Annotated in this window: 18 protein-coding genes; 10 read left to right on the top strand and 8 right to left on the bottom strand. The window is 40.9% G+C overall.

What is annotated here, in order from left to right; all coding sequences use genetic code 11:
- The first annotated feature begins 514 nt into the window (after positions 1 to 514).
- From AC6ESO_RS20460 to AC6ESO_RS20430, 7 genes are all read left to right on the top strand, one after another.
- On the top strand, positions 515 to 1360 hold the full coding sequence (locus tag AC6ESO_RS20460; protein WP_497092985.1) for a TnsA endonuclease N-terminal domain-containing protein: 846 nt from the start codon (positions 515 to 517) through the stop codon (positions 1358 to 1360).
- Between the two features lie 12 nt (positions 1361 to 1372).
- The gene (locus AC6ESO_RS20455; RefSeq protein WP_497092984.1) at positions 1373 to 3580 is read left to right on the top strand and encodes a TnsB C-terminal domain-containing protein; all 2208 of its coding nucleotides are present in this window, start codon (positions 1373 to 1375) and stop codon (positions 3578 to 3580) included.
- Entirely contained in the window at positions 3567 to 5237 is a 1671-nt protein-coding gene (locus AC6ESO_RS20450) for an ATP-binding protein (RefSeq protein WP_497092983.1), read from the top strand. The genes AC6ESO_RS20455 and AC6ESO_RS20450 overlap by 14 nt, the downstream gene beginning before the upstream one ends.
- 159 nt (positions 5238 to 5396) lie before the next feature.
- Complete coding sequence (locus AC6ESO_RS20445; protein WP_497092982.1) at positions 5397 to 6308, top strand: hypothetical protein; 912 nt, start codon at positions 5397 to 5399, stop codon at positions 6306 to 6308.
- A gap of 155 nt (positions 6309 to 6463) precedes the next feature.
- Entirely contained in the window at positions 6464 to 9184 is a 2721-nt protein-coding gene (locus AC6ESO_RS20440; protein WP_497092981.1) for a TrlF family AAA-like ATPase, read from the top strand.
- A gap of 444 nt (positions 9185 to 9628) precedes the next feature.
- The gene (locus AC6ESO_RS20435; RefSeq protein ID WP_497092980.1) at positions 9629 to 10780 is read left to right on the top strand and encodes a hypothetical protein; all 1152 of its coding nucleotides are present in this window, start codon (positions 9629 to 9631) and stop codon (positions 10778 to 10780) included.
- Positions 10781 to 11205: 425 nt separating this feature from the next.
- The gene (locus tag AC6ESO_RS20430) at positions 11206 to 11361 is read left to right on the top strand and encodes a helix-turn-helix domain-containing protein (RefSeq protein ID WP_497092979.1); all 156 of its coding nucleotides are present in this window, start codon (positions 11206 to 11208) and stop codon (positions 11359 to 11361) included.
- A 127-nt stretch (positions 11362 to 11488) separates the two neighbouring features.
- Here AC6ESO_RS20430 and AC6ESO_RS20425 read toward each other — a convergent pair whose 3' ends face one another.
- From AC6ESO_RS20425 to AC6ESO_RS20405, 5 genes are all read right to left on the bottom strand, one after another.
- Positions 11489 to 12394: an ABC transporter permease gene (locus AC6ESO_RS20425; RefSeq protein ID WP_497092978.1), complete on the bottom strand. Its 906-nt coding sequence runs from the start codon at positions 12392 to 12394 to the stop codon at positions 11489 to 11491.
- A gap of 104 nt (positions 12395 to 12498) precedes the next feature.
- Positions 12499 to 13278, bottom strand: coding sequence for an ABC transporter permease subunit (locus AC6ESO_RS20420; protein WP_497092977.1), 780 nt, complete (start codon positions 13276 to 13278; stop codon positions 12499 to 12501).
- 326 nt (positions 13279 to 13604) lie between these two features.
- On the bottom strand, positions 13605 to 13946 hold the full coding sequence (locus AC6ESO_RS20415) for a nuclear transport factor 2 family protein (RefSeq protein ID WP_497092976.1): 342 nt from the start codon (positions 13944 to 13946) through the stop codon (positions 13605 to 13607).
- A gap of 39 nt (positions 13947 to 13985) precedes the next feature.
- Positions 13986 to 14777: an SDR family oxidoreductase gene (locus AC6ESO_RS20410; RefSeq protein ID WP_497092975.1), complete on the bottom strand. Its 792-nt coding sequence runs from the start codon at positions 14775 to 14777 to the stop codon at positions 13986 to 13988.
- Between the two features lie 136 nt (positions 14778 to 14913).
- Positions 14914 to 16071, bottom strand: a complete 1158-nt coding sequence (locus tag AC6ESO_RS20405; RefSeq protein ID WP_497092974.1) for an MFS transporter — start codon at positions 16069 to 16071, stop codon at positions 14914 to 14916.
- A 274-nt stretch (positions 16072 to 16345) separates the two neighbouring features.
- Between AC6ESO_RS20405 and AC6ESO_RS20400 the strand changes: the two genes are divergently transcribed.
- The 3 genes from AC6ESO_RS20400 to AC6ESO_RS20390 all read left to right on the top strand — a co-directional run bounded on the left by AC6ESO_RS20400 (position 16346) and on the right by AC6ESO_RS20390 (position 18173).
- On the top strand, positions 16346 to 17221 hold the full coding sequence (locus AC6ESO_RS20400; RefSeq protein ID WP_497092973.1) for a LysR family transcriptional regulator: 876 nt from the start codon (positions 16346 to 16348) through the stop codon (positions 17219 to 17221).
- Between the two features lie 182 nt (positions 17222 to 17403).
- Positions 17404 to 17721, top strand: coding sequence for a DUF1330 domain-containing protein (locus AC6ESO_RS20395; protein ID WP_497092972.1), 318 nt, complete (start codon positions 17404 to 17406; stop codon positions 17719 to 17721).
- On the top strand, positions 17718 to 18173 hold the full coding sequence (locus AC6ESO_RS20390; protein ID WP_497092971.1) for a DinB family protein: 456 nt from the start codon (positions 17718 to 17720) through the stop codon (positions 18171 to 18173). Before AC6ESO_RS20395 ends, AC6ESO_RS20390 begins: the two co-directional genes overlap by 4 nt.
- 270 nt (positions 18174 to 18443) lie before the next feature.
- Here the strand turns inward: AC6ESO_RS20390 and AC6ESO_RS20385 are convergent, their stop codons facing one another.
- Genes AC6ESO_RS20385 through AC6ESO_RS20375 form a run of 3 tightly spaced genes read right to left on the bottom strand, consistent with a single transcriptional unit; the run spans position 18444 to position 21959 of the window.
- Positions 18444 to 19559 carry a Ger(x)C family spore germination protein gene (locus tag AC6ESO_RS20385; RefSeq protein ID WP_497092970.1) on the bottom strand — a complete coding sequence of 372 codons (1116 nt, stop codon included), beginning with the start codon at positions 19557 to 19559 and terminating at the stop codon, positions 18444 to 18446.
- 13 nt (positions 19560 to 19572) lie between these two features.
- On the bottom strand, positions 19573 to 20910 hold the full coding sequence (locus AC6ESO_RS20380) for a spore germination protein (protein WP_497092969.1): 1338 nt from the start codon (positions 20908 to 20910) through the stop codon (positions 19573 to 19575).
- Positions 20907 to 21959, bottom strand: coding sequence for a GerAB/ArcD/ProY family transporter (locus tag AC6ESO_RS20375; protein WP_497092968.1), 1053 nt, complete (start codon positions 21957 to 21959; stop codon positions 20907 to 20909). Before AC6ESO_RS20375 ends, AC6ESO_RS20380 begins: the two co-directional genes overlap by 4 nt.
- Positions 21960 to 21998 lie beyond the last annotated feature (39 nt).

Genomic DNA, 21998 nt, shown 5'->3' with positions numbered 1-21998 from the left:
ATGTAGCCTGCCATTAGCTGATATCGAGTATATGGTATTCCAACCAACCTCGGAATGTTGTCCTCATTGTGGAGTAACTCTTACAACTAAAATACCAGAGTATAATGATACTACAGTTTTTTTAATGAACCTAGCAATTGATTGCAAGTCTTTATTGGATATAAAAGAACATCCTCAACAGGTAACACAACAAAAGTATGATGCCCAGTTAGTGTTAAAAGGCTATTTAACAATTAGTGAGAATCAGTATGTTCTGAAAAGTTTTACATTATCTGACGATCTAGTCTCCTACTTCAAGATTGAGAATTTACAAATAGTTGAACTTACCATTGCATACTTAATATCGCGTCTTGCTTTATCAAGGGGGAACATTAGCAAATCTAAAACAAACCCTCTTGTACATCTCCTGCAAATAAGATACTTATTTGGTTCTTCGAAGAATTTTTTAGAATACGCTACTCCTGCCATTAACTGACCAGTGTGTAAGCATGGAAAATGTATTAGGAGGTATAACATGGCGAAAAGAGATCGGGCATGGACTGATGCAAAGATACAAAAGCGTATTAAGGAAGGCAGAGGCCAAGGTAGCGGTAAAGATTATAAGCCTTGGCTCACTATACATGATGTCCCCTCGAACGGGGTAGTTACCAGAATTAAAAGCTGGACGGTAGGTAGAATTCATCACACCATGTCAAATTTTGAACGATCTTATTTTTACATGGTGGATTGGTCTGACCGCATTACTGATATAAGGGAGCAGTACCCTTTATTACCTCTTCAAAAAACAATTGAGATTGCTAAAGAGTTAGGCATTGAACATCCCAAAGACCCTAAAACAAAGGAAGAAATTGTACTAACAACAGATTTTATGCTGACAGAGAGCGATGAGACGCAGTTTGCTCGTACATTAAAACATGCGGGGGATATGGATATAAGAACTATTGAGAAGCTTACCATTGAGCAACGATATTACCTCGAACTGGGAATTAATTGGAAGGTTGTTACGGACCGAGAACTTCCAAAGGCTTTTGTGCTCAATGTAGAGTGGCTTCATCGATCAAGGTTGTTGGAATTCGCTCCTCAAGAAGTTAATCAGAAGCTTATCGATATACTTGCACCTAAGTTGCTATCTGAGATACGAAAAAAAAATAGACCCTTATCATCGATTACAATCGATTTTGATGAGAAAACAGGCTTGTCTATCGGCTCATCAATGTTTATCGTGCAGCACATGCTCGCAACAAAAAAATGGTCCACTGACATGTATAAGAAGATAAATCCATCGGAAATTATTCATATCTCTGTAAGTGATCAAACGGCTATTCCTCAGACTTTCAACCAGTCTGTCCAATTGGGATAGGAGGTACTTATAATGGATCTCGTGAAAAATGCAATTATTGAATACTTTGATGAAGAAAATAGGAGTACTAAAACAGAACGAATCCTTTGGATATCATATGATAAGGAACAAGTAGTTATTATTAATTTAGACGACAAGTCGAGTTTACCGGAATGGAACAGTTATGCAAGTGTGGTAGAAAGCCTCTCTCAGAATAGAGCAAGGATTTTAGAGAGTGATCCTTATATTGCTGCTTTGGCTTTTGATTCACCAACCCAGAAGAACATTCAATCCAGAGATAAAGCATGGAACCTAATTCGTGACCTTGTCTTGGATGAACCAGATATTTATGACTCAAAGCTTCGCGGAATTATGATAAGCGAATACATTGCCAAAGAACCGAACGCCAAAATCCATAAAACTGAAATATATAGGAAGCTACGCCGTTACTGGAGAGGCGGTAAAACAAAGAATGCACTATTAAACAATTATAAAAACTGCGGCGGACCTGGAAAATCTCGTGAATCTAAAACCGGAATAAAGCGTGGTAGGAAGTCGGCTATAACATTACTTGACCCAACTCGAGTAGTTGGTGTCAATATCACAGAAGAAGATCTACAATTATTCCGAATAGCTATTGCCCGGCACTATCATACTCGAAAAAGAAATCCTTTAAAATATGCTTATGATCGAATGATCGATGAGCTATATAATATAGGCTATTTTTATGAGAATGGGATTAAGAAGCCTGTTCTACCACCTAGTGGGCAGTTGCCAAGATTCGAACAGTTTAAGTACTACTACTACAAAGAAAGAAAAGTAAAGGAGGCATTAAAGAAGCGCTTTGGAGAGCGGAATTTCAATTTAAGAATGAGAGCTGCTACAGGGAATGCAACTGAAAGAGCCCATGGGCCGGGCTTTGAGTATGAAATAGATGCAACAATAGGTACGTTTCATCTCGTACACTCATTAAATCGCTTGAATGTTGGGAAACCAATAACATACTACTCTAAGGATGTATTTAGTCGTCTAGTTTCAGGTTTCTCGATAGGGTTCGAGAACATTAGTTGGCGAACTGCAATTATAAGTCTAGAAAATGCTAGCGTTGATAAGGTTAAGTTCTGTGCGGATTACGGTATAGAAATATCAAGTGAAGATTGGCCAAGTCTATATTTACCGAGACGCTTATTGGCTGACCGTGGTGAGTTTGAAAGCGATTATGTTGAAGACTTAATAGAAAATCTAGGAGTCGATGTATCAAATACACCACCATATAGAGGAGATTTTAAACCTTTCATTGAGCAACACTTTCGCATTATGGATAGTCGAGCTCGTCCAATGCTCCCTGGCGGTGTAGAGAAAGGTGTACCTGAACGCGGAGAGAAAGATCATCGTCTTGACGCCAAACTATCATTGGAAGCTTACTTACAAATTATGATTCTTCTGATTAGAGAATATAATCATTCAATATTACCCGATTATCCGATGGATCAAGATATGGTGAGGGCCGGTCTGGTTCCAACCCCTATTAATTTATGGAACTGGGGCATGAAACATCGATATGTTGGGTTGCATAGTAAACCAGAAGATATTATTAGACTGAATCTTCTGCCCAATGCTGTTGCATCTGTTACTTACGATAAAGGCATATACTTTCGCAAACTGAAGTTGGGCTATACATGTGATAAGGCAATAGAAGAGGGATGGTTTGAAAAGGCGCGTAATAGGGGGACGTGGAAGCTTAAAATAACTTACGATCCGAGAAACGATAATCACATTTATATACCGGATAAAGACGGATTAGGGTTCATTAAATGTAATCTATTGCCACAATATGCTAAGCATTTCGGCGGACTGAGTGAAAGAGAAGTTGAGATCCTTCATATCGCAGAACGAGCAAATATTCAGGAAAGCATGACTGGGCAGAAGGACCTGAAAGCTAACACAATTGCAGAGGTTAGCAAAATTATCGAAAATGAAACAAAAATAACAGATGCATTACGTGATCCTGATTTATCCAAAGCAGAGCTCATACGTCAAACGGATGAAAACAGACTTGATCAAAAGGCTAGATCCCAAGTTGTGTGGGAGCTTGGTGAAGAGTCGGTTGGAGCAGAACTAAAAGGAGCAGTAATCCCGTTTAGAGGTATGAATCAGGTTGAGAGTAAAGACGACGATGATGAAATCTATAATATCCTTATGTCGGAAATCAACCGGAGGAATACAAATGAAACATGTTGATGGAAGAGCTATTTTAAAGGGAACTCAGGTTGAAGCAAATTATGCAGAGCAACAGGTTCCAGCATATAGAGGAAATCCTCTTATAGAGTCACAACCACAGATTAAATCAATCGTGGAAGTAGCAAATTCTTTTGCTCAATATCCAGATTTTGATCATTCGCAGCGCGAATGGCCGGCTAATATCCGGATGCACTGCGTATACCAACTCCAGAACTTTCTGCAACCACTCCCTCTTCATTTCGATATGGAAACAAGGTTCTCAGTAATGATTAGACAAGGTTACGTATCAAGAAACCCAGCATTACCCATTTTTCAAAGACAGTTCTCAACAGGAATTCAGAAGCTTCTTAAGCAAGGCATAGATGAAAATGGTTACAACACTATTGGTAATAGGGCATCAGCTAATGGTTTTTGTATTCTGGGACCTAGTGGAATAGGAAAATCAACTTCAGTCGAGAAAATTTTACTCACATATCCTCAAGTTATTCTTCACAAAAGCATCAAGGGAATGGGAATGCTCAAGCAACTCAACTGGCTGAAGCTTGAATGCCCTTCTGATGGCTCACTTAAAAGTTTATGTGTGGATTTTTTTCACACAGTTGATGAAATATTGAAGGAGAATTACTCAAATATTCACGTTAAGGAACGCTCGACAGCTGAAACGCTGACAGTGCCAATGGCTCAGATCGCCTCATTGCACTGTTTAGGTGTTCTTGTAATTGATGAAATTCAAAACTTGAACTTATCTAAGACTGGTGGTGAAGAGAGGACTCTAAATTTCTTCACTAAGTTGGTTAACGTTTTAGGCATTCCTATTGTGCTTGTTGGGACAGGAAGAGCCACCTATTTATTTGAGAGTGTCTTTGCACAGGCAAGAAGGGCATCAGGAATGGGGGATATGGTTCTAGATCGTCTAACGAAAGGTAAAGAGTGGGAGGTCTTGCTGAATTCAATCTGGAGTTATCAATGGACAAAAAACTACGCAGAAAGAACCGAGGAATTGAGCGGGGTTTTGTATTCTGAATCACAAGGAATTGTAGATATTGCAGTTAAACTGTTTATGCATTCACAGTGGAAGGCAATCTCAACAAAGAAAGAAATCATTAGTGTTGAGATGGTAAGAAAGGCCGCAAGTGAAAACTTGAAACTTATTCAACCAATGATTAGGGCGTTGAGGAGTGGTAACAGGGAGAAGCTAGCTAAAATAAAGGATTTGAAGCCTGAATGGCTTTCTATCAATCAGTATGTACTTGAGTCAGAAGTACCGGTTGAGTTATATGGGAAGGCAGCCATAGATCATAGACGTGCTCAAGAGCAACGGGGAGATATGGACTTGTTGGTTGAATTAATGAAACTGGGGGAGATTCTTGGGATAGGAGCCACTGCTGCGGAGGAACTGGGTAAAAGGATACTTAAAACTGATGTGACTGATATCACGGCAATAAAGAAGTCATATGCAGAAGAAGCAATCGAACTTATCAGTGTTCAATCTAAAAATGCCGGCAGAAGGATTAGGAGAGGTGCCTCAGTCAAAAATAATAAATTGAGAGTAACAGATGCTCTTTCAATTGTTAAAAAAGGGCTAGAAAAAGGAAAGGCTGCAGCGCAGTCCCTGAAGGATGCAGGGTTAACGGCAGGATTTGATGAGTTTGTATAACTTACTTACTAGTCGAGTTAGAACAAGAAGCAATAATTCACTACTTGAGGCCCGCCTTTTGAAGGAGGGCCTCCTAGTTTTGTCTTTATTAAAAACTATTCATATAGTAAAATAGTGGGAAATAACCGTATGCACTATAAGAAGTGGGGAGAATAAAGAATGACCGATGATAATGTGAAAAAGCTATTCAAAAAAGGCTTAGATTACATAATGTATGCCTTTGAAGAAATGTCATCTTTTACAGTACCTGATATAAACACCTCCAAAGAAATACTTGACCAGAATGAAAGATATCTTGATAAATCCGTGTCTTACTTCCATAGTGGGTTAGAAAAAATACTTAAGTGTAAACTAGCTAATTTTCATTTTGCATTTACATTTACAGATATGAAGGCCGCCGATTTGGGGAAATTCGCGAATGGAGATTTACGAAGTGTTTCTCCTGGAGATTCAATGGAGAGACTACAGACTTTACTATCTTCAGTGTCTGCTCAGGAAAAAGCTCTAATAAAGAGTTTTTCAGAAGAAAGAAACAAACTTGAACATTGGTTTATTGAATGGGACTGGGTTAAACAAAAAGAAATACAAAAACTAATGTTTAAAATTTTTACATTTTTAATTAAGTTTATTAATAATCCCGACAATTACGATATTCATGCTCACAAAGATTATTTTGACTTTTTGGGAGAAATTATTCATAAAGCAAATCAGATTGGATACAAAGAGTATAGAACTGCCGAGATATCAAATGAAATTAGTCAGGCAGCTAGTACCGGAGAACACCTAATACAATGTCCATGTTGTGGTGAAGAAGCGTTAAAACTACTTGCAGATCCTATTGGCTCTAAGAACATTAAATCTACTCTGTGCTTGTATTGTGGTGCTGTTTTGTGGAAAGGTGGTTGGTTAGAGTCAGAATACCAGCAGAAATTCGGAAATAAAATAAATACAACATGGAAGTGTTATTACTCCGGTACAGATTGCGACGATGGTAGTTTGTATGACTTACCTGAGAAACATTACTTTTGTTTACAATGCTACAGCATAAAGACGTCTAAAAAAAGAAAGTAATACTAAGAAGAAATCATATACAGAGAAAAAAGAGCCCGCTATTATCTAGGGCTCTTTGGTATTTAAGCACAATGTTCTAATACATTCGCAAGCATAGAATTAATATCTCTTGCATTAAACAATCGAGATTAGTAGACCTATTTGGAGGTAATAAATTGGAATTTCATGGAGCCCACTGGTGGAAGTTTGATTTTCATACACACACACCTATCTCGAAAGACTATGGTAAAGGACAAAACTTTTCCACATTGCAGAAGCGTACCCTACGCGAATGGTTACTAGATTATATGATTAAAGAAATTGATTGTGTTGCAGTTACAGATCATAATTCAGGTGAATGGATCGACAGCCTAAAAAATGAATTACTTCAAATGGAAAATGAGAATGTTCTCGGGTATAGAGCTATTACTATTTTCCCAGGTGTTGAAATAACTGTTCACGGTAATATACATCTTCTAGCAATCTTTGACCCATCTGAATCGTCAACCCACATCAGTAATTTGTTAAGTAGATGCGGTTACTATGGAACTTTAGGTGATTCAGATGATTGCACTGAAAAGTCATTTAACGAAGTGGTAGATATTATTAATAATATGAAAGGTATTGCAATTCCAGCACATGTTGATCAAACTCGTGGTCTATTTCACTCCCAAGAAGGTACTTCCTTAAAAAAGTGTCTAAGTTCAAGTGGATTATTGGCAATGCAAGTATGTGATTATGCTACCCCTAAGCCACAAATTTATGAGGATATGAAGTTGCGTTTAACAGAAGTTTCAGGCTCGGATAGCCACCACCCAGAGACGGCAGGATCAAATTTTACTTGGGTGAAGATGGAGACGCCAAACCTAGAAGCACTTCGGTTAGCTTTACATGATGGTGAAGATGGGGTTAAAAGAAGTGATTCTACAGATTTGAATCCTAATGATGTACATTCTAGGTTCTTCATTAAGTCTATTGAAATTAGAGACGGAGCAAAGGCAGGGAGATCTACGCCATTGCAAATAAACTTAAGTCCCTGGTTAAACACGATTATTGGTGGTAGGGGTTCCGGAAAATCTAGTATCATAGAATACCTAAGATTACCACTAGCTAAGACCTCAGGTCTCCCATTAAGAATTAACGACGAATTTAAGGAATTTAATCAGATTAGAAGAGAACGTGGCAGACCTGGAATGCTCACATCATCAACCCAAATACGTGTGGAAATGAAAAAGGACGGAAGAAATGTTGCCCTGACTTGGCACGAAAATAAGATAACTGAAGAGGTAATGAATGAGGATTTTCAGTGGGTAAGAACTGAGGAGAGTACCAATATTGATGATAGGTTCCCTGTTCGAATCTTTAGTCAAAAGCACTTGTACTCTTTAACTGAGGATCCTAATCATATATTAAATATTGTTGACCAAAATCTTGAAAAGGTTGCATGGACTGAAAAGAAAGAAAGTCTTTCAAAGAAATGGTTGCAATCACGGGCTAGAGAAAGAGATTTAATTTCTAAAATTAATGAAAAAGGTAATATTAAAACTGAGTTAGACGATATAACAGCAAAAATGAAGCTCTATGAAGAGTCAGGGCATAGAACTATTCTGGAGGAGTTTCAGCATTCACAATACGTTCATGACATGTTAAATAATGATGTCAATGAGCTTAATAAGTTTTATGAGACTTTAAATTCTACATTAGGTGATGCACCACGATTAATATTCGGTCATAGTATTTATTCATTTATGGATAATGATTCTTTTGAGGTTATAAAAGGAGAGTCAGAAGAATTTTTACATATTGTCCGAAATATTGATGAATTGTTACAGAAGTTAGTTGAGTTTAAAAATGGTGTCGTACAGAAAGTAGAAAACTTATCTTGGCAAAATGAAAGGAAAAGTCAGGAGCAGAAATATAAGAGTTTCGTAGAGCTTCTCGAATCTAATGGAGAAAAGAATCCTAACTCGTATAGTGAATTTGCTTCGAAAAAGCGAATATTGGAACAAAAGTTAGGGGAATTAGAAATACTCGAAAATCAACTAAGAAAACAGAAAGAAACTTCAAAAGGTATTTATCAAGAGATTGAGCATAATGAGATTAATTTGAGAGAGATGAGGCAAGCGTTTATTACTTCATGGCAAGGTAGTAACCTTAGTGTGAAAATACACCTTAAATTAATGGGCGACATTGCAAGTGCTGAGTCGTCATTTAGAAATATAATTAGGAAACCTGGTAAAGAGTTTGCTAAGGATATTCTGGATAGAGATGAAGACTATAATCCAGAAAAAGGGCTCCTACTTGGACTGCTATCCGAGAATCCATGGGAAGAAAGGGAAAAAATTATAAAAAGGCTTATCGAGGCCGACGAAATCGATAACAAAGGTTTGGGGAAATTATTTGTTAATCATATAAAGTCATTAAAAAACAGCACCCCAGAGGATATTGATAGACTAGTTATCTGGTACCCAGAGGATAAGATCTTATTAAAGTTACTTAACTCAAACAGCCGAGAAGAGGATATTGAAACAGGGTCAGCAGGACAGCGTACTGCGGCTATGCTATCTTTGATGCTGTTATTGGAGGACTCACCAATAATTATTGATCAACCAGAGGAAGATTTAGATACGAAAAGGATTACGGACCTAGTCGTTTCAGGCATTAGAGGTTTTAAGGTGAAACAGCAGATTATCATTATTACTCATAATCCTAATATACCGGTAAATGGAGCAGCTGAAAATATTATTCAGATGAATTTCGCAGGAGGACAGATTCAAAAGCAAATTAGTGGAGCCCTGCAAAAGACGGAAGTAAGGGAAGCCATTTGTGAAGTAATGGAAGGTGGTAAGGATGCGCTGGATAAGAGATACTTTAGAATTTCTAAAGCTCTAGAGTAACCACGTCAAAAAGCTACCAGTTACTTGGTAGGCTTCTTAATTCGGTATATTATCACAGGTGTCGAAAAAGCTGAGTTTAGATTATTGAAGTGCTCTGTATATCCAGAAAAAGTTCCTCTTGTCACAGAATAAAATGTCATTGCTTCTTCAATACGTTCCCATCGTGCAATTTGCTGTGCAAGCTTATTAGCCTCTAGGTTGAGTATTTCGGTTCTAGATAACTGAACAAACATTGCTACACCTCATTTAATCTTTTTTCAAGAATATGATAGAGTGGCGCATAATATAACCTTTATTTTGTGAGAGTTGTTTGGTTTCAAAGCTTTTTCATTCAAGTGGACTATCTGACAGTGTGATAATATAGAATAAGGATTTTGTGATTTGAGGTATAGCATTATGTTAATGCCGAAAAAGATTTGATTTCATCACAAGGGGCCATGAATCATGCATCAATTTCCGAAGAAAATAAAAAGGTGGAAAACATCGCAAAGTTTAATACCTTCTGCTAGTTTAAAGCCATCCAGAACTGTGCAGACTTTCATGTTTTCTACACCTAGCCGTTTAGTAGGTGAGTATGCATCCAGTGATATTCTGATTACCCATGCATTCGGTAAGAAATACGAGCAGTCAATTGAAGGCCCGTATTCTCGAAGCTACTATATATTATCCTATCGCGTACCGGACCCATATAGAGATTTTAAGGGAGGTACAATGCTATTTCCGAGCTATAACTCGCAGTTTTTCCTTATATGTTTATCTGTTCTATTTGGAAAGAGGTTTGATGATAATGGATCGTTGCAGACACATGGGAGTTACAACCTTCCGGACGTTGGAAATTATCCACTATTATCTTCATATTCTGAAGGTTATCATAGTCATTCACCACGTGCGAATATCAGTGTTCCTCTTAATTTGGAGCATTTTAAAATTATGATCCCATTGTTGATGGACGAAAGTATTAACCGCAAGGTAATAGATACTTTTTCAGCAGCTGGAAGGTTTTATTTACAAGCACTTCAAGGGGCAGAAGGGGATTCTGAGGGGGCATATTTAGATCTCATTACATGTGGTGAGATTTTATCTAATTACTATGAATATACAGAAGAGCAGCTTTATGATTCGGCACTATTGGAGCAGTTTAGAATTATTGAAGCGCATGTCCCGAAAGGTGAGTCTGTGGTTCGCAGTCTTAAGAGCAGATTATATCAAGTCAAACGAAAATTTGCCCATTCACTTTTAAATTTTTTGGATCCAGAGTTTTTTACGATAAACGAACAAACTACAGATGTTCCAATTGGGGCATTAAGTTCTGATACTATCGAGAAAGCCGTTAAGGCATCATATGATATTCGCAGCGCTTATGTCCATACAGGTAAATCCTTTGGTGATTATATACAAAGGGAAGGTTGCGAAATGCCAGTAGGTCAATGGAGGAGTGATGATCCTGAGATGAAGGATTTCCTTAAAGCTTTAAATGCTGCTCCAACACTGAAGGGCTTAGAGAGAATAATGCGTTATTGTTTATTGCAGTTTCTTGAATCAAACGAAGTGATCTCTTTACCAAAGTTTCCGTTAGAGGGTACTTCAAATAAGTGAAGAGGAAACAGATTTCGAAGATATATAGAATAGATATTTAATCTATATAGACTAAAAATAGTTCAGAAACAATCCGTGTCATTAAATTGATACGAATTGTTCAGTTACAATATTTATTTATCTGTGGAAAATTATCAAGTTACAAACATTGTCTCTTCAAGAGTTCTGATTAAGTGAATAGATATATGCTTTTACAGTTACAAGGAATATTTAACGCATTCATATTGGTCCGTTGATAAAAATGTGTGGAACCAGTAAAAAACTATGGAACCAGTAGAAGATGTATGGAACTAGTGAAAAAACTGTGGAACCACTGATGCATTGGATTATTAATCAACTAGAAAAGTCCCGATGATGCTCTACATATCATCGGGACTTTTTATGAAGGAGCCTATCCGTGTGAAAAGGATACGTAAATTAATGAGATGACTCAAGTGGAATTCTCCTCATTATTAGGAATTTCGCAAGGAAGAATGAGTGAAATTGAGAAAGATATAACTAAACCTTCGGCTGAAACATTAATTGCATTAAGGAAGAGGTTTGGAGTTGATTTGAATGAGCTTTTGGGCGATGTGGATTGATCCGCTGCTCATTCATATATCGACCGTCTGGGGCTTGCTGGATGCTGCATGACTTCAAAAGGAGTCATGCAGTTTTTTATTCTAACCGAGGCTGACAGTTCACACACCTGCGTGTTTTTTGAAAGCCTTATATTTGCGATACCTTCGCGTATGTCATGCGGTAATGCTTCTCCAACCCGAGTGAGATAAGATGGAAGCCTAGGATGAAGACAATATAAGCGGCGAGTGGCATGAACAGTACCCATTGGTACGCGAACAGGTAGTTGCGCGACTGACCGATGAGGCCGCTCCATTCATTCGTCCGGCTGATGTATTCAAGCGGATCTCTAAGCTGTTTAGTACCGCCGACGAAGATGTTCAGTATCGCCAGCTGTCCGAACAACCCTAGAATGAGCACAATTTCCTGCACGAAAAGGATAAGGAAACTTTCCTTCAAATGCTGCAAGACGTGCTTCCGCAATATGGACCAAGAATCGGCTCCTATCGAGCGGGCTGACAACACGAACTGTTTCTCGCGGATGATCGCCGTCTTGTCCTTCATCGTGCCGGCGATGGAAGGAATACCGAGAATCGTCAGTACGAACGCTAGGATGAGCGCCATCGTTGGCCCGGAAGATGCAGGATTCATCGTTATACCGATCATAATCATCCAGACGATGACGAAGACGGGAATGCCGTTCAGCATGTTCCAGTTTGGCATTCGGTGATTGCGCAACGCTTTCGCCTTGCCGAAGTAGCCGAGCAGCATGCCGATTGCGCCGCCGATCGCTGTGCGGGAGAAGGCAACCGCGACCGAGACAAAAATGGTGTACTTGGATCCAGCGAAGAGCTTGGCGAGGATATCGTATCCGTATTTGTCGGTGCCGAGCGGGTAATCCTTCGACGGCGGGAGCGGCGGAACGATCAACTCGCCGCCTATGGAGCTCACCTGTGCGGACTCGTTGAGATCATGAGGCGCGACGTATTTGCCGAACAGGGAAGCGCAAAGCATGAAGGCTGTAATGATCAAGCCGATTAACAGTGTTTTGTTCATCGAACGATCACCTTCTCCCATCCAAAGATGACGGCGCGAAGTAATGCGTACACGATGGCGTACAGCACAAGCAGCGTGAACAGTCCGTTGACCACAAAGCTGTATTAATATCCGCTGTAATCGAATGCATTAGAGAAGACGAGCAGGGTCACGCCGTTCAGGTTGTACAGATATTCAAAGATAAACAGGTTGCCAAACAGGATGCCCATGAATTTATGAAGATCTGCTTTAATAAAGGGCAGCACGTTCGGCAGGGCATGGAAGAACACGATGTACGATTTGCCGAGACCGCGCGCTCTAGCGAAGGTAATATAATCCTCCGTGAAGGCGTTGTTCATTTGTAGAGCCACGTTCCGGATCATGTAATTGGTCGGAATCAAGATGGCTGAGATCAGTGGTAGGGCAATCGCGGGATCGTCCGTGGACACGCTGGCCACCTTGAAGACGACAATACCGGTTATCGATGCCAAGTACACGACGAGAAACTGCAATAATAGAACGATGACGAAGTCCGGCAAGATGCTCGTAAGTTCGAGAACACTCTTCATCCATCGGGATCGGGAAATCGCGAAATACACGCCGAGCAATATCCCACCCGTCAAACCGGCCACCCCGCCAATGGCAGTATAAAAAAACGAGACTTTGAAATAATCGCCGATTTGCTCCCAGAACGAATGCTCTGTTCTGCCCGCTAAAAAATGAAACGATTCACCGGATAAGATACCTCGGAGATAATGACGTATACTTGCCATGCCGTTTACCCAATGAAACTGTAGAGTGCCATCGCGCAAGTCGGCTTGAAGCATGGTGGGGAACAACGCGAATAAGAGTACGAACAACATAAATCCGATTAAAACTAACATGAAATGTGATGTTTTTGGCAATTCGTACATTCCTTTCGGCATAATTAAACAATCATCGTTCAATTATAGCTCGTATTACGTTTGTTTCAAGTGAAAATCGACAAAATTCACGAAAATAAAATATTAAATGTCACTTTATCTAACACAAAATGCTAACGGAGGCTTGCAGAGCATGCTGAAGCCTTGTTTCTATAAGCCGCTTTTTCAAAATCATGCATTTATTAATATAATCGCTCTCCACAAGGCTTGAAATGCCAAGTAGAGAGCGATTATTTATCTTATCTATGTTGAAGCATATAAATAGTAATCTGCCAGCGTAATAGGAGCACAAATCAGTGATTTCTTTGTTAGGGCAAAGAAATATGCAACTCTTGTATTTTACCGTCAGCCAGCTTGAACGTATGCTTCAATAAAAATGGATCGGGGAGATTGGTTTTATCAAACTCTCCGTCTAGCGACGCGACGACAGCATAGGTACCGTCTTGCTCCCAATCATCTGTTAATTCAAAGCGAACGTGAGCGCCAAATATGTCTGTCTTACACCAATTACGAATAGCATCAATACCCTTGAATTCCCTGTTATCGTCAAAGATGTAAGCATCCTCTTTAAAAGCATCAAGAAACGAATCCAATTGTTCATCATTCGCAGCATGAAAATAAGCTTTAATGGAGTTTGGTAATTGAATCATAATTATTTCCTCCTTTATTTACGAACATAACTGTAACTATTAAACTGTAGGCACTGTACCGCCATCAATGACATACTCGCTTCCCGTAATAGAGGCTGAGCGTTCGGAAACCAGGAAAGCGGCGAGTTCCGCGACTTCCTCGGGCAGGCCAGGACGACCAATCGGGATACCTCCGAGCGAGTTCATAAGCTCCTGCAACGCTGCATCACGGCTACCGGCGACCGTTGCAATTCGATCAATCATCCGATCTGCTGCTTCTGTTTGGATAAAGCCAGGCGCAATCGTATTGACACGAATTCCTTTTGGCGAGAACTCTTTTGACAGTCCTTTACTGTAGTTGGTTAGCGCCGCTTTTGATGCAGCATATGCCAAAGTCGTTTCATACAGGGGCAATTTTCTTTGAATAGAGCTTATATGAATAATGACGCCCTTCCCTTGGGCTACCATCATAGGTAGTAAACCTTTGTCCAAACGGACAGAACCAAGCAAATTCATGTTCAACGTTTCCAGCCAATCATCCTCGGTTAAGGCTAATGCCCCGCCTGGAGGGGTAGAGGCTCCCCCGACAGTATTAATTAGAATGTCGATACCACCTAACTTCTCTTTAACAGCCTCGACAAGAACCGCAGTGCCTTCGGGCTTTGTAATATCAGCTTGAATGAATTGGACTCCAGAAATATCGTAGTTAGTCGGGATTGTGCGCGCCGTTGTAAGCACTGTGGCTCCTGCTAAGGCCAACCGCTTCACGATTGCATAGCCCATCCCTTTTGTTCCTCCCGTAACCAATGCCCGTTTGCCTTGAAACTCATTCTCATACGAAGCAAAATTCATACTTGTATATCCTCCTTGTGGGTTAACATTAATTTTTACAATCACATTCAGTAGCATACTCCGGTTATAAACATAAATCTAATCTATAATTTTAATGATTCTAATTACTATTTTTCATGTAAAGTAAGCAAAGTTCTTAGTAGCTTCGGTTGAATTCAGGTCGAATAACGCGGATCGCGATGATTGCAGCAATTGCTACCCCAAGTGACCCTAACCATACAACTGTGTTAATTGACGTGCTCTGAAGGACAATACCTCCAAGACCAGCGCCGATTGCCATGGATAGCTGCTGCGTTGACGAATACAAGCTGATCATAATGCTGGATGCTTCCGGAGCCTGACTCACTAGGTTAACCTGCTGAGTTGGACCAGAGGACCACAGTGACAAAGACCAGAGCACAAGAACAAAGAAGACAGCGACAACTGAGTGAGCACTAAGCGCAAGAAGAGCGAGAGAGATGGCGTGTATAATGAGACCAGAAAGCAATGTTTTTCGAACTCCCCATTTATCCGTTGCGGATCCGCCAATTTTAGCGCCAATCATGCTCGCAACACCGAAGATGAACAAGGCTACACTAATTGTGCTCGTACTCATGTGGGCTGCATTCAGAAGAAATGGGGTAATATAGGTGAAAGCGATCGAGTAACCTAGAATCCAAAAGAAAATCACAACAAGCGCCATTAAAATCTTTGTGTTTTTAAGGAAAGCCAGTTGTTTACCTAACGGTATAGGCGCTTCGCCTTTAGTGCGTGGGATGGCTGCCATCAATACGACAATAGAAGCCAATCCGAGTATCCCCAGTGCAGCAAAATTTATTTTCCAATTCATATTTGCAGCAACCAATCGACCAAGTGGGATGCCAATTACAAAGGAAGTGCTAAAGCCCATTACGACTGTAGAAATTGCGCTGCCGATTTTCTCGGGTTTTGCCAACTTAGTAGCCATTGTGATTGATATCGTAAGAAATATGCCGGCACTGAGAGCAAGAACAATTCTTGAGAGAAGCAGCGGCAGGTATCCAGGCAAGGAAATAACCATTGCATTGCCGATAACAAAAGTAGTCAGTGATGCAAGCAGAAGCTTTTTTCTATCCATTCTAGCGGTCAACGCGACAAGTATTGGTGTACCGATTGCGTAGCTGAGTGAAAAAATCGAAATCAGCTGACCAGCAGATGCAACGGATATTCCTGTGTCTTTTGCGATGATATCCAGAAAACCTGCGATAACGTACTCTGAAGTCCCTACGAAGAAAGTAACAAGGGCGAGAAGTATAATTTTAAATGAATTTGACATGATAATTCCCCTTTATATAAAGTATTGGTCTATTCACCAATTCCGAGATTTCGTGAATTAGCATATAGTTTGCATACACTATTGCTAATGTGGCAACCAATAATAAAACTGAAACATTTATGATCTTCCTTTCTGTGAAATGCGACTAAGGTGTGAGGTCAATCTGAACATCTGAATCATAACAACGCATGTCCGATGAGTCTAATGCATGATTTCTATGGTTTATATAATTAATTTTCATGTATAATAACAGAAAATTACTCAGGGGGATGTTATGGAGCTTACACAGTTGGAGTATTTCTTGGCCGTTGCCCGAATGGAGCATTTAACGAAAGCTTCAGAAAACTTATCCGTTACACAACCTGCACTAAGTCACTCGATTTCAAAACTAGAAGCGGAGCTGGGTGTACCTTTATTTGAACGAAAGGGCAGAAATCTGCAAATTAACCGATACGGTACAATGTTTGCAAAGCGTGTGGAGAAAATACTGAAGGAGGTAGAGCGCGGAAAACAGGAAATCGAAGAGTGTTCAAATCCGAATTCAGGTTTTATTCATCTTTCATATTTAAATATCTTGGGCGTTGATCTAATTCCACATCTCATCCGAGAGTATCAGCAAGCCAATCCCCAAATTACGTTTAAATTGTCGCAAGGTGACAAAGGATTAATATTAGAACAGATTGAGAGTGGAGATTCGGATATAATGATTACCTCTGAAAAACCCGAAGGAGACACCTTTGAGTGGCTGCCGATTGTTTCGTTGCCCCTTTACCTTGTCGTCTCTTCCGATCATCCGCTTGCCAATCAGGAATCCATTAGCTTGAAGGAGATAAGCGGAGAGCCGTTTGTAGGCTTAAAGCAAAACTGTTCACTAAAGGATTCGCTCCTGGCTCGAGTCCATCATATGAATTTCACTTTGGCTTCTACGTACGATGCTGATGATTTACCGACAGTGGCGGGTTTTGTCTCGGCAGGTCTCGGAGTATCTGTATTGCCAAGAACAGTTGGATTGGAGCTAAAGGGATTACAATGGATCAAGATCCAGGATAAAGGGTGGATTTGGGAAGTTGGTCTGCAATACAAAAAGAATAGGTTCCTTTCACCGGCTACCCAAAGATTCGTCAGCTATCTTAAAGAAAAGTTCAGTTAAGTCTTATCTTAACTGGATTATGGCTGTATTGTGTTTTTCATTAGTTTTATTCATTGATTTTATTATTATTATGAAATATACAAATCGATCTCTCTTGACTATAGTTGTTTTATGCAAGCAGCAATCTCTTCTTTAATAGAATTGTGTTTGCTAAAATAATCTGGAGAGGATTTGATATTCGAATGTCAGCATACGTTATTTTTATCAGAGAAAAAACAAATAATATAGAAGAGTTAGGTATCTACGCGACTAAAGCGCCGGCTGGTCTTGCCGGTCATTCGCTGAAACCTCTTGCTATGTATGGAACGCATGAAGTCATTGAAGGGCCGGATGTGGAAGGTGTAGCTGTGCTGGAATTTCCGAACATGGAGGAAGCAAAAGCGTGGTATTACAGTCCCGCTTATCAAGATGCTCTTCAGCATCGATTGAAGGGCGGCATTTATCGGGGGGTTATAGTAGAGGGGCTCTCAAAACATTCGAAAGAAAGATTGGAATCATGAGAACGGATTTTGCAATCCAGCAGTTTGACAGACAACTGGACGCGTTTATCGAAATAATGAACAGATGTCCACAAGACAAACGCAATGTGATCCCGAATAAATTCGAAACTAGTCTTCATTGGCATTTAGGGCATGTACTGACCGTTACAGAGAACCATATATATGGTTCAATCGAGCGGCCGCTCAAACTTCCGAAATCTTATCAAGAGATGTTCACATACAGCACGAAACCAGCAAATTGGACTTCAGAACCGCCATCATGGGAGCGATTGATTGCTCAGTTGGAAGATCTGCGCAATCTGATTCACACGTCATTAAGAGCAAGGCTGGACGTTCCCGTAAGGACTAATATTCTTAAGGCTAGTAATTATGAAGAATTGCTTCTCGCTACATCTGGGCACTTGGCCACTCATACCGGAGTAGTCACTGCTATGCTTCAAATTCTGATGTGATATAAGGCATGGTTGACAAAGATACAGCTAGAAAGACAAAAGAGCAGTAGTCAAGGACTTATTTTCTCGTCCAATGACTGCTGCTGTTTTGGTTTTATGTGTCACGATGCATACTCTTGTTAGCTTATAAGATAAACGTTTGTATAGAAGACGATAATCCCTAATTCTTAAAACAGCCAAAGCCAAGCGTTGATTTACCAGACCCGGGAAAATCGGACATTTGTAAAAAACATATCTTTAGGGAAGTCTTATATAATCCCTTTTCGTTCATCAGATCGTTCTTTTTCCTGCATGATCGATATACACCTTCACGTTTACATCTTTTAAGGAGGATTCATTGATCTTAATCGTTTTCCAGTTCTTTACCCTGCCTCTAAAGAGGTGGTGCCTGAAATTGTACAGATCGATTCCCTTCTTAATATTGATCTCGTATGTATTCCTTATCTCGCGTGCAATGCTTTCAGTAACTTCGTTGACGACGGATGACTCTTCCCCTTCATCGCTCATCCATTCGACTATATTTCCATGGGTAGTCACATCAATCGTAAAGAAAACCTCTTCACCTTTTCGGGTGAACGTAATTTTCGATTTCGCCTTCTCCATGGATACGATACCTTTAGAGACCTGTACAGGGGTGCGAATCATATCGGATTCAAACCACCGCAGTCCCATCATCCCTTTTTCTGAAATATAGCCCTGGGACGTGGTTTCGTCCATAACGAAAATCCCATCTATTTTAAGATGCGGGTCACGTTTGTTTTGATCATTGGACCACTTCTCCGTATCCAGCGCCAGCGCAGGAATTGTAGTTGTATAACCGGGATCAAGCATGCCGAGTACCAATTCTTGAAAGGTTAGCAGCGGATAGATCGAACGTTGGCTATGGCTGTCTCGCGGCGATTGCATGGAGGTGGTTAATGGACTTAACGCAAAAAAGGACTGTGCCTTTAACACCTGATCCATGGGTTCCTTTGTTCCATATACCCATGATGAGTATCGAAACTCTCGGTATCTTTTGTAGGAATCAAGTCCATTTGATCCCATATGGCTGAGCATACGTTCCGAAATCAGAACCGATCTTACGTGGCTCCATTCAAGCTTACGCTGAGCGGTACTATACAAATCGCCCACGGCCTCGCTAGGTGTCTTGCCAACCCCTCGCCCCACCCATATTTGAGGTTGATTGCCCGAACTGCCCTGTTCGGCATTGTTAGAGGATAGGCTTATGATCTGTACGTATGCTATCGTCCTCCCCTTGTCGTAATCGTATCCGATGGCGGTCACATATAGGACTTCTTCGATGTTTTTGTAATCCCAGCATCCGGTCAGCAGTAAAGTTACGGTTAGGAGTAAAGCGACCAATTTAGCTACCAGTTTGATGCTCAAGGATAACGCTCCTTTACTTGGTTTTATCTTTGGGATGGAGTGCCTTGAAGCGTTCCCTCTTCATATGAAAAGGTAAATTGATGATGGAAAGGATAATCGGTTTGACTTTCATCTGGCTTATGGGTTCCAGATAAGGTACACCGAATGACTTCAATGTGGCCATGTACGCGATCACGGAAAGAGATGCAATAAAAAAACCGAACAACCCCAAAATGCAGGATACCAATAGTACGTATATGCGGATGAGCGTGACTGTTCCGCTTAAGGATTGGTTCACGAGCGTGAATGTAGCGACGACGGCAGACGCCGTGACCATTAACATCGAAGGCGATGCCAATCCCGAGCGAATGGCGGCATCTCCGATAATAAGTCCGCCAACGACCGCTACCGTTTGACCTACCGCCGTCGGCAGCCTGATTCCCGCTTCCCGAAACATTTCAAACAAGGCAAGAATAATGAACGTTTCGATCGGCGCAGGATAGGGGATTCCTGTTCGGGCGGTAACGAGCGTAGACAGGAGCGGAAATGGCAGTTGGTCGATATTATACGCGAATAAACTCACCCAGAATCCCGGCAAAAACATAGCAACCAGGAGACCGACAAATCTCAGCATGCGCTGGAAAATCGTATAGTAAAATGGAAAATGGATATCTTCCGGCGATTTGATGAGCTCCAAAAAGTTGATCGGTCCGATGATGGCCATCGGAGATCCGTCTATGAGGATGACGAAGCGCCCCGTCATAAGGGCTTGAACCGCAAAATCAGGTCGTCCGATATAATCGACAAGCGGGAAAATGGAGTTTGGCGAATCGCTCAAATATTCCTCCAGCTGAGCTGCGCCTAATAGGACATCAATGTCTATTTTGGCAAGTCGTGCTCTGAGTTCCTTCAGAATCGCCTCATCGGTGATGTCTTTACAATAAAGCAGTGCTACAGTCGAGTTTCCGCGCCTTCCGATTTTCACTTGCTCATAGTTCAGCGACGTTGTTTTCATCCGTTTACGGATGAGCGCCACGTTTGTCTGTACTTCCTCCGTAAAGCCGTCCCTTGGTCCTTTAATGGAGACCTCGCTTGTTGACTCTTCTACGCTTCGGCTTCGCGGCTCATGAAGTTCATATTTAAGCTGACCAGGGAACATCACGACCGCCCCTGCGAATATTTCCTCCGTTATGGTTTGCTCTATCGGCTTCCACTCGTTATTTTGAATCATTTGCTTCCAACTCGGGATAACGATGGTTTTGAGGCGATCCATATTCACTAAACTCTCACAATATAATAATGAGATCTCGCCTATGTGCTCCAGTTTGACATCATGCGCTTCTTGAACTAAGGCTTCTACCTCTTTGTTCATGAGAGTACCTTCTTTCTCAAACGAATGGCCCAAGCGTACCCAATAATGGCCACTATAAGCCAGGCTGAATAAGGAATATAATACTCGCTTAATACGGTTAAATAACTTAATTCCCCCCATGGTAATGCTAAGGCAATAATGAGGAGCACCCCCATAAGAAGCACCGGCAGTTTGGCTTTCGGTTTAACGATGTCACCGATCAGAAATAACAAGACCGATGTATTGACTACGGTAAATGTCATCCAAATATACACGGAAATGAAGTCCATCTTCTCGATATACTCTGTAATTTGAATTAATCGAACTTCGCTATAGATGGGGAAGGCCAGTCTTGCTGCTTCCACGGGTCCAAATGTAGCTAGCAGCACTGCCGTTACGATGATGGCGAGTATGCCCAGCGTTAGGCAAGCCCATATTAGCTTCCGTTTTTTGACAGTGCCGTCCGTATGATGGGACAAAAATAGCAGAAACGCAATATTGCCCTCTCCACGCCACGTATCCCACATAGATTCCAGCAATGAAGGGATGGGAGTTGTACCAACCGGCCGAAGAAAGCTGTAGTGAACATACTTCATAGCTAATAGATCTTGAAAAAAAACAGCGCAGAGCGCCGGGAAAAATACGACAGTTGCAACGATGCCGATGGGCTCAATTCCTTTAACGCCCAAATACATGGCAAGTCCGACTAAAGCCACGATGACGATGATTTTAGGTGTGAAAGGAAGCAGTACAATCTTGGCCCACGATACAATGTCACGGCATTCAATGTACGCGTTGGTTGCTAAGTAAAGTAAGGACAACGCTTTGAAAATAGCCGTAACAAAGCCTCCGACTTGGCGTTTCGATTCAGCCAATAGCGATGTATTCGCGTCATACGCAGCATATACGATGCATGCGAAGGCGATAAAGGGTACGATCGATAATGCGACAGCTATCCATGCGTCCCGCCCACCAGCGGCCAAAACGGAGTTCACGGACGTGGTTTGCAAAAAAGAAGCGACAGCGAAAGAAATTAAAATATAAGTTTGTGCTGCATTGATCTTCGTCACTTTTTTCCACCTCCACTAGTTAGAATGCGCCAATTGTGG

This window comes from Paenibacillus rhizoryzae, assembly GCF_059686995.1.
This window is presented reverse-complemented; position numbering and strand designations above follow the sequence as displayed.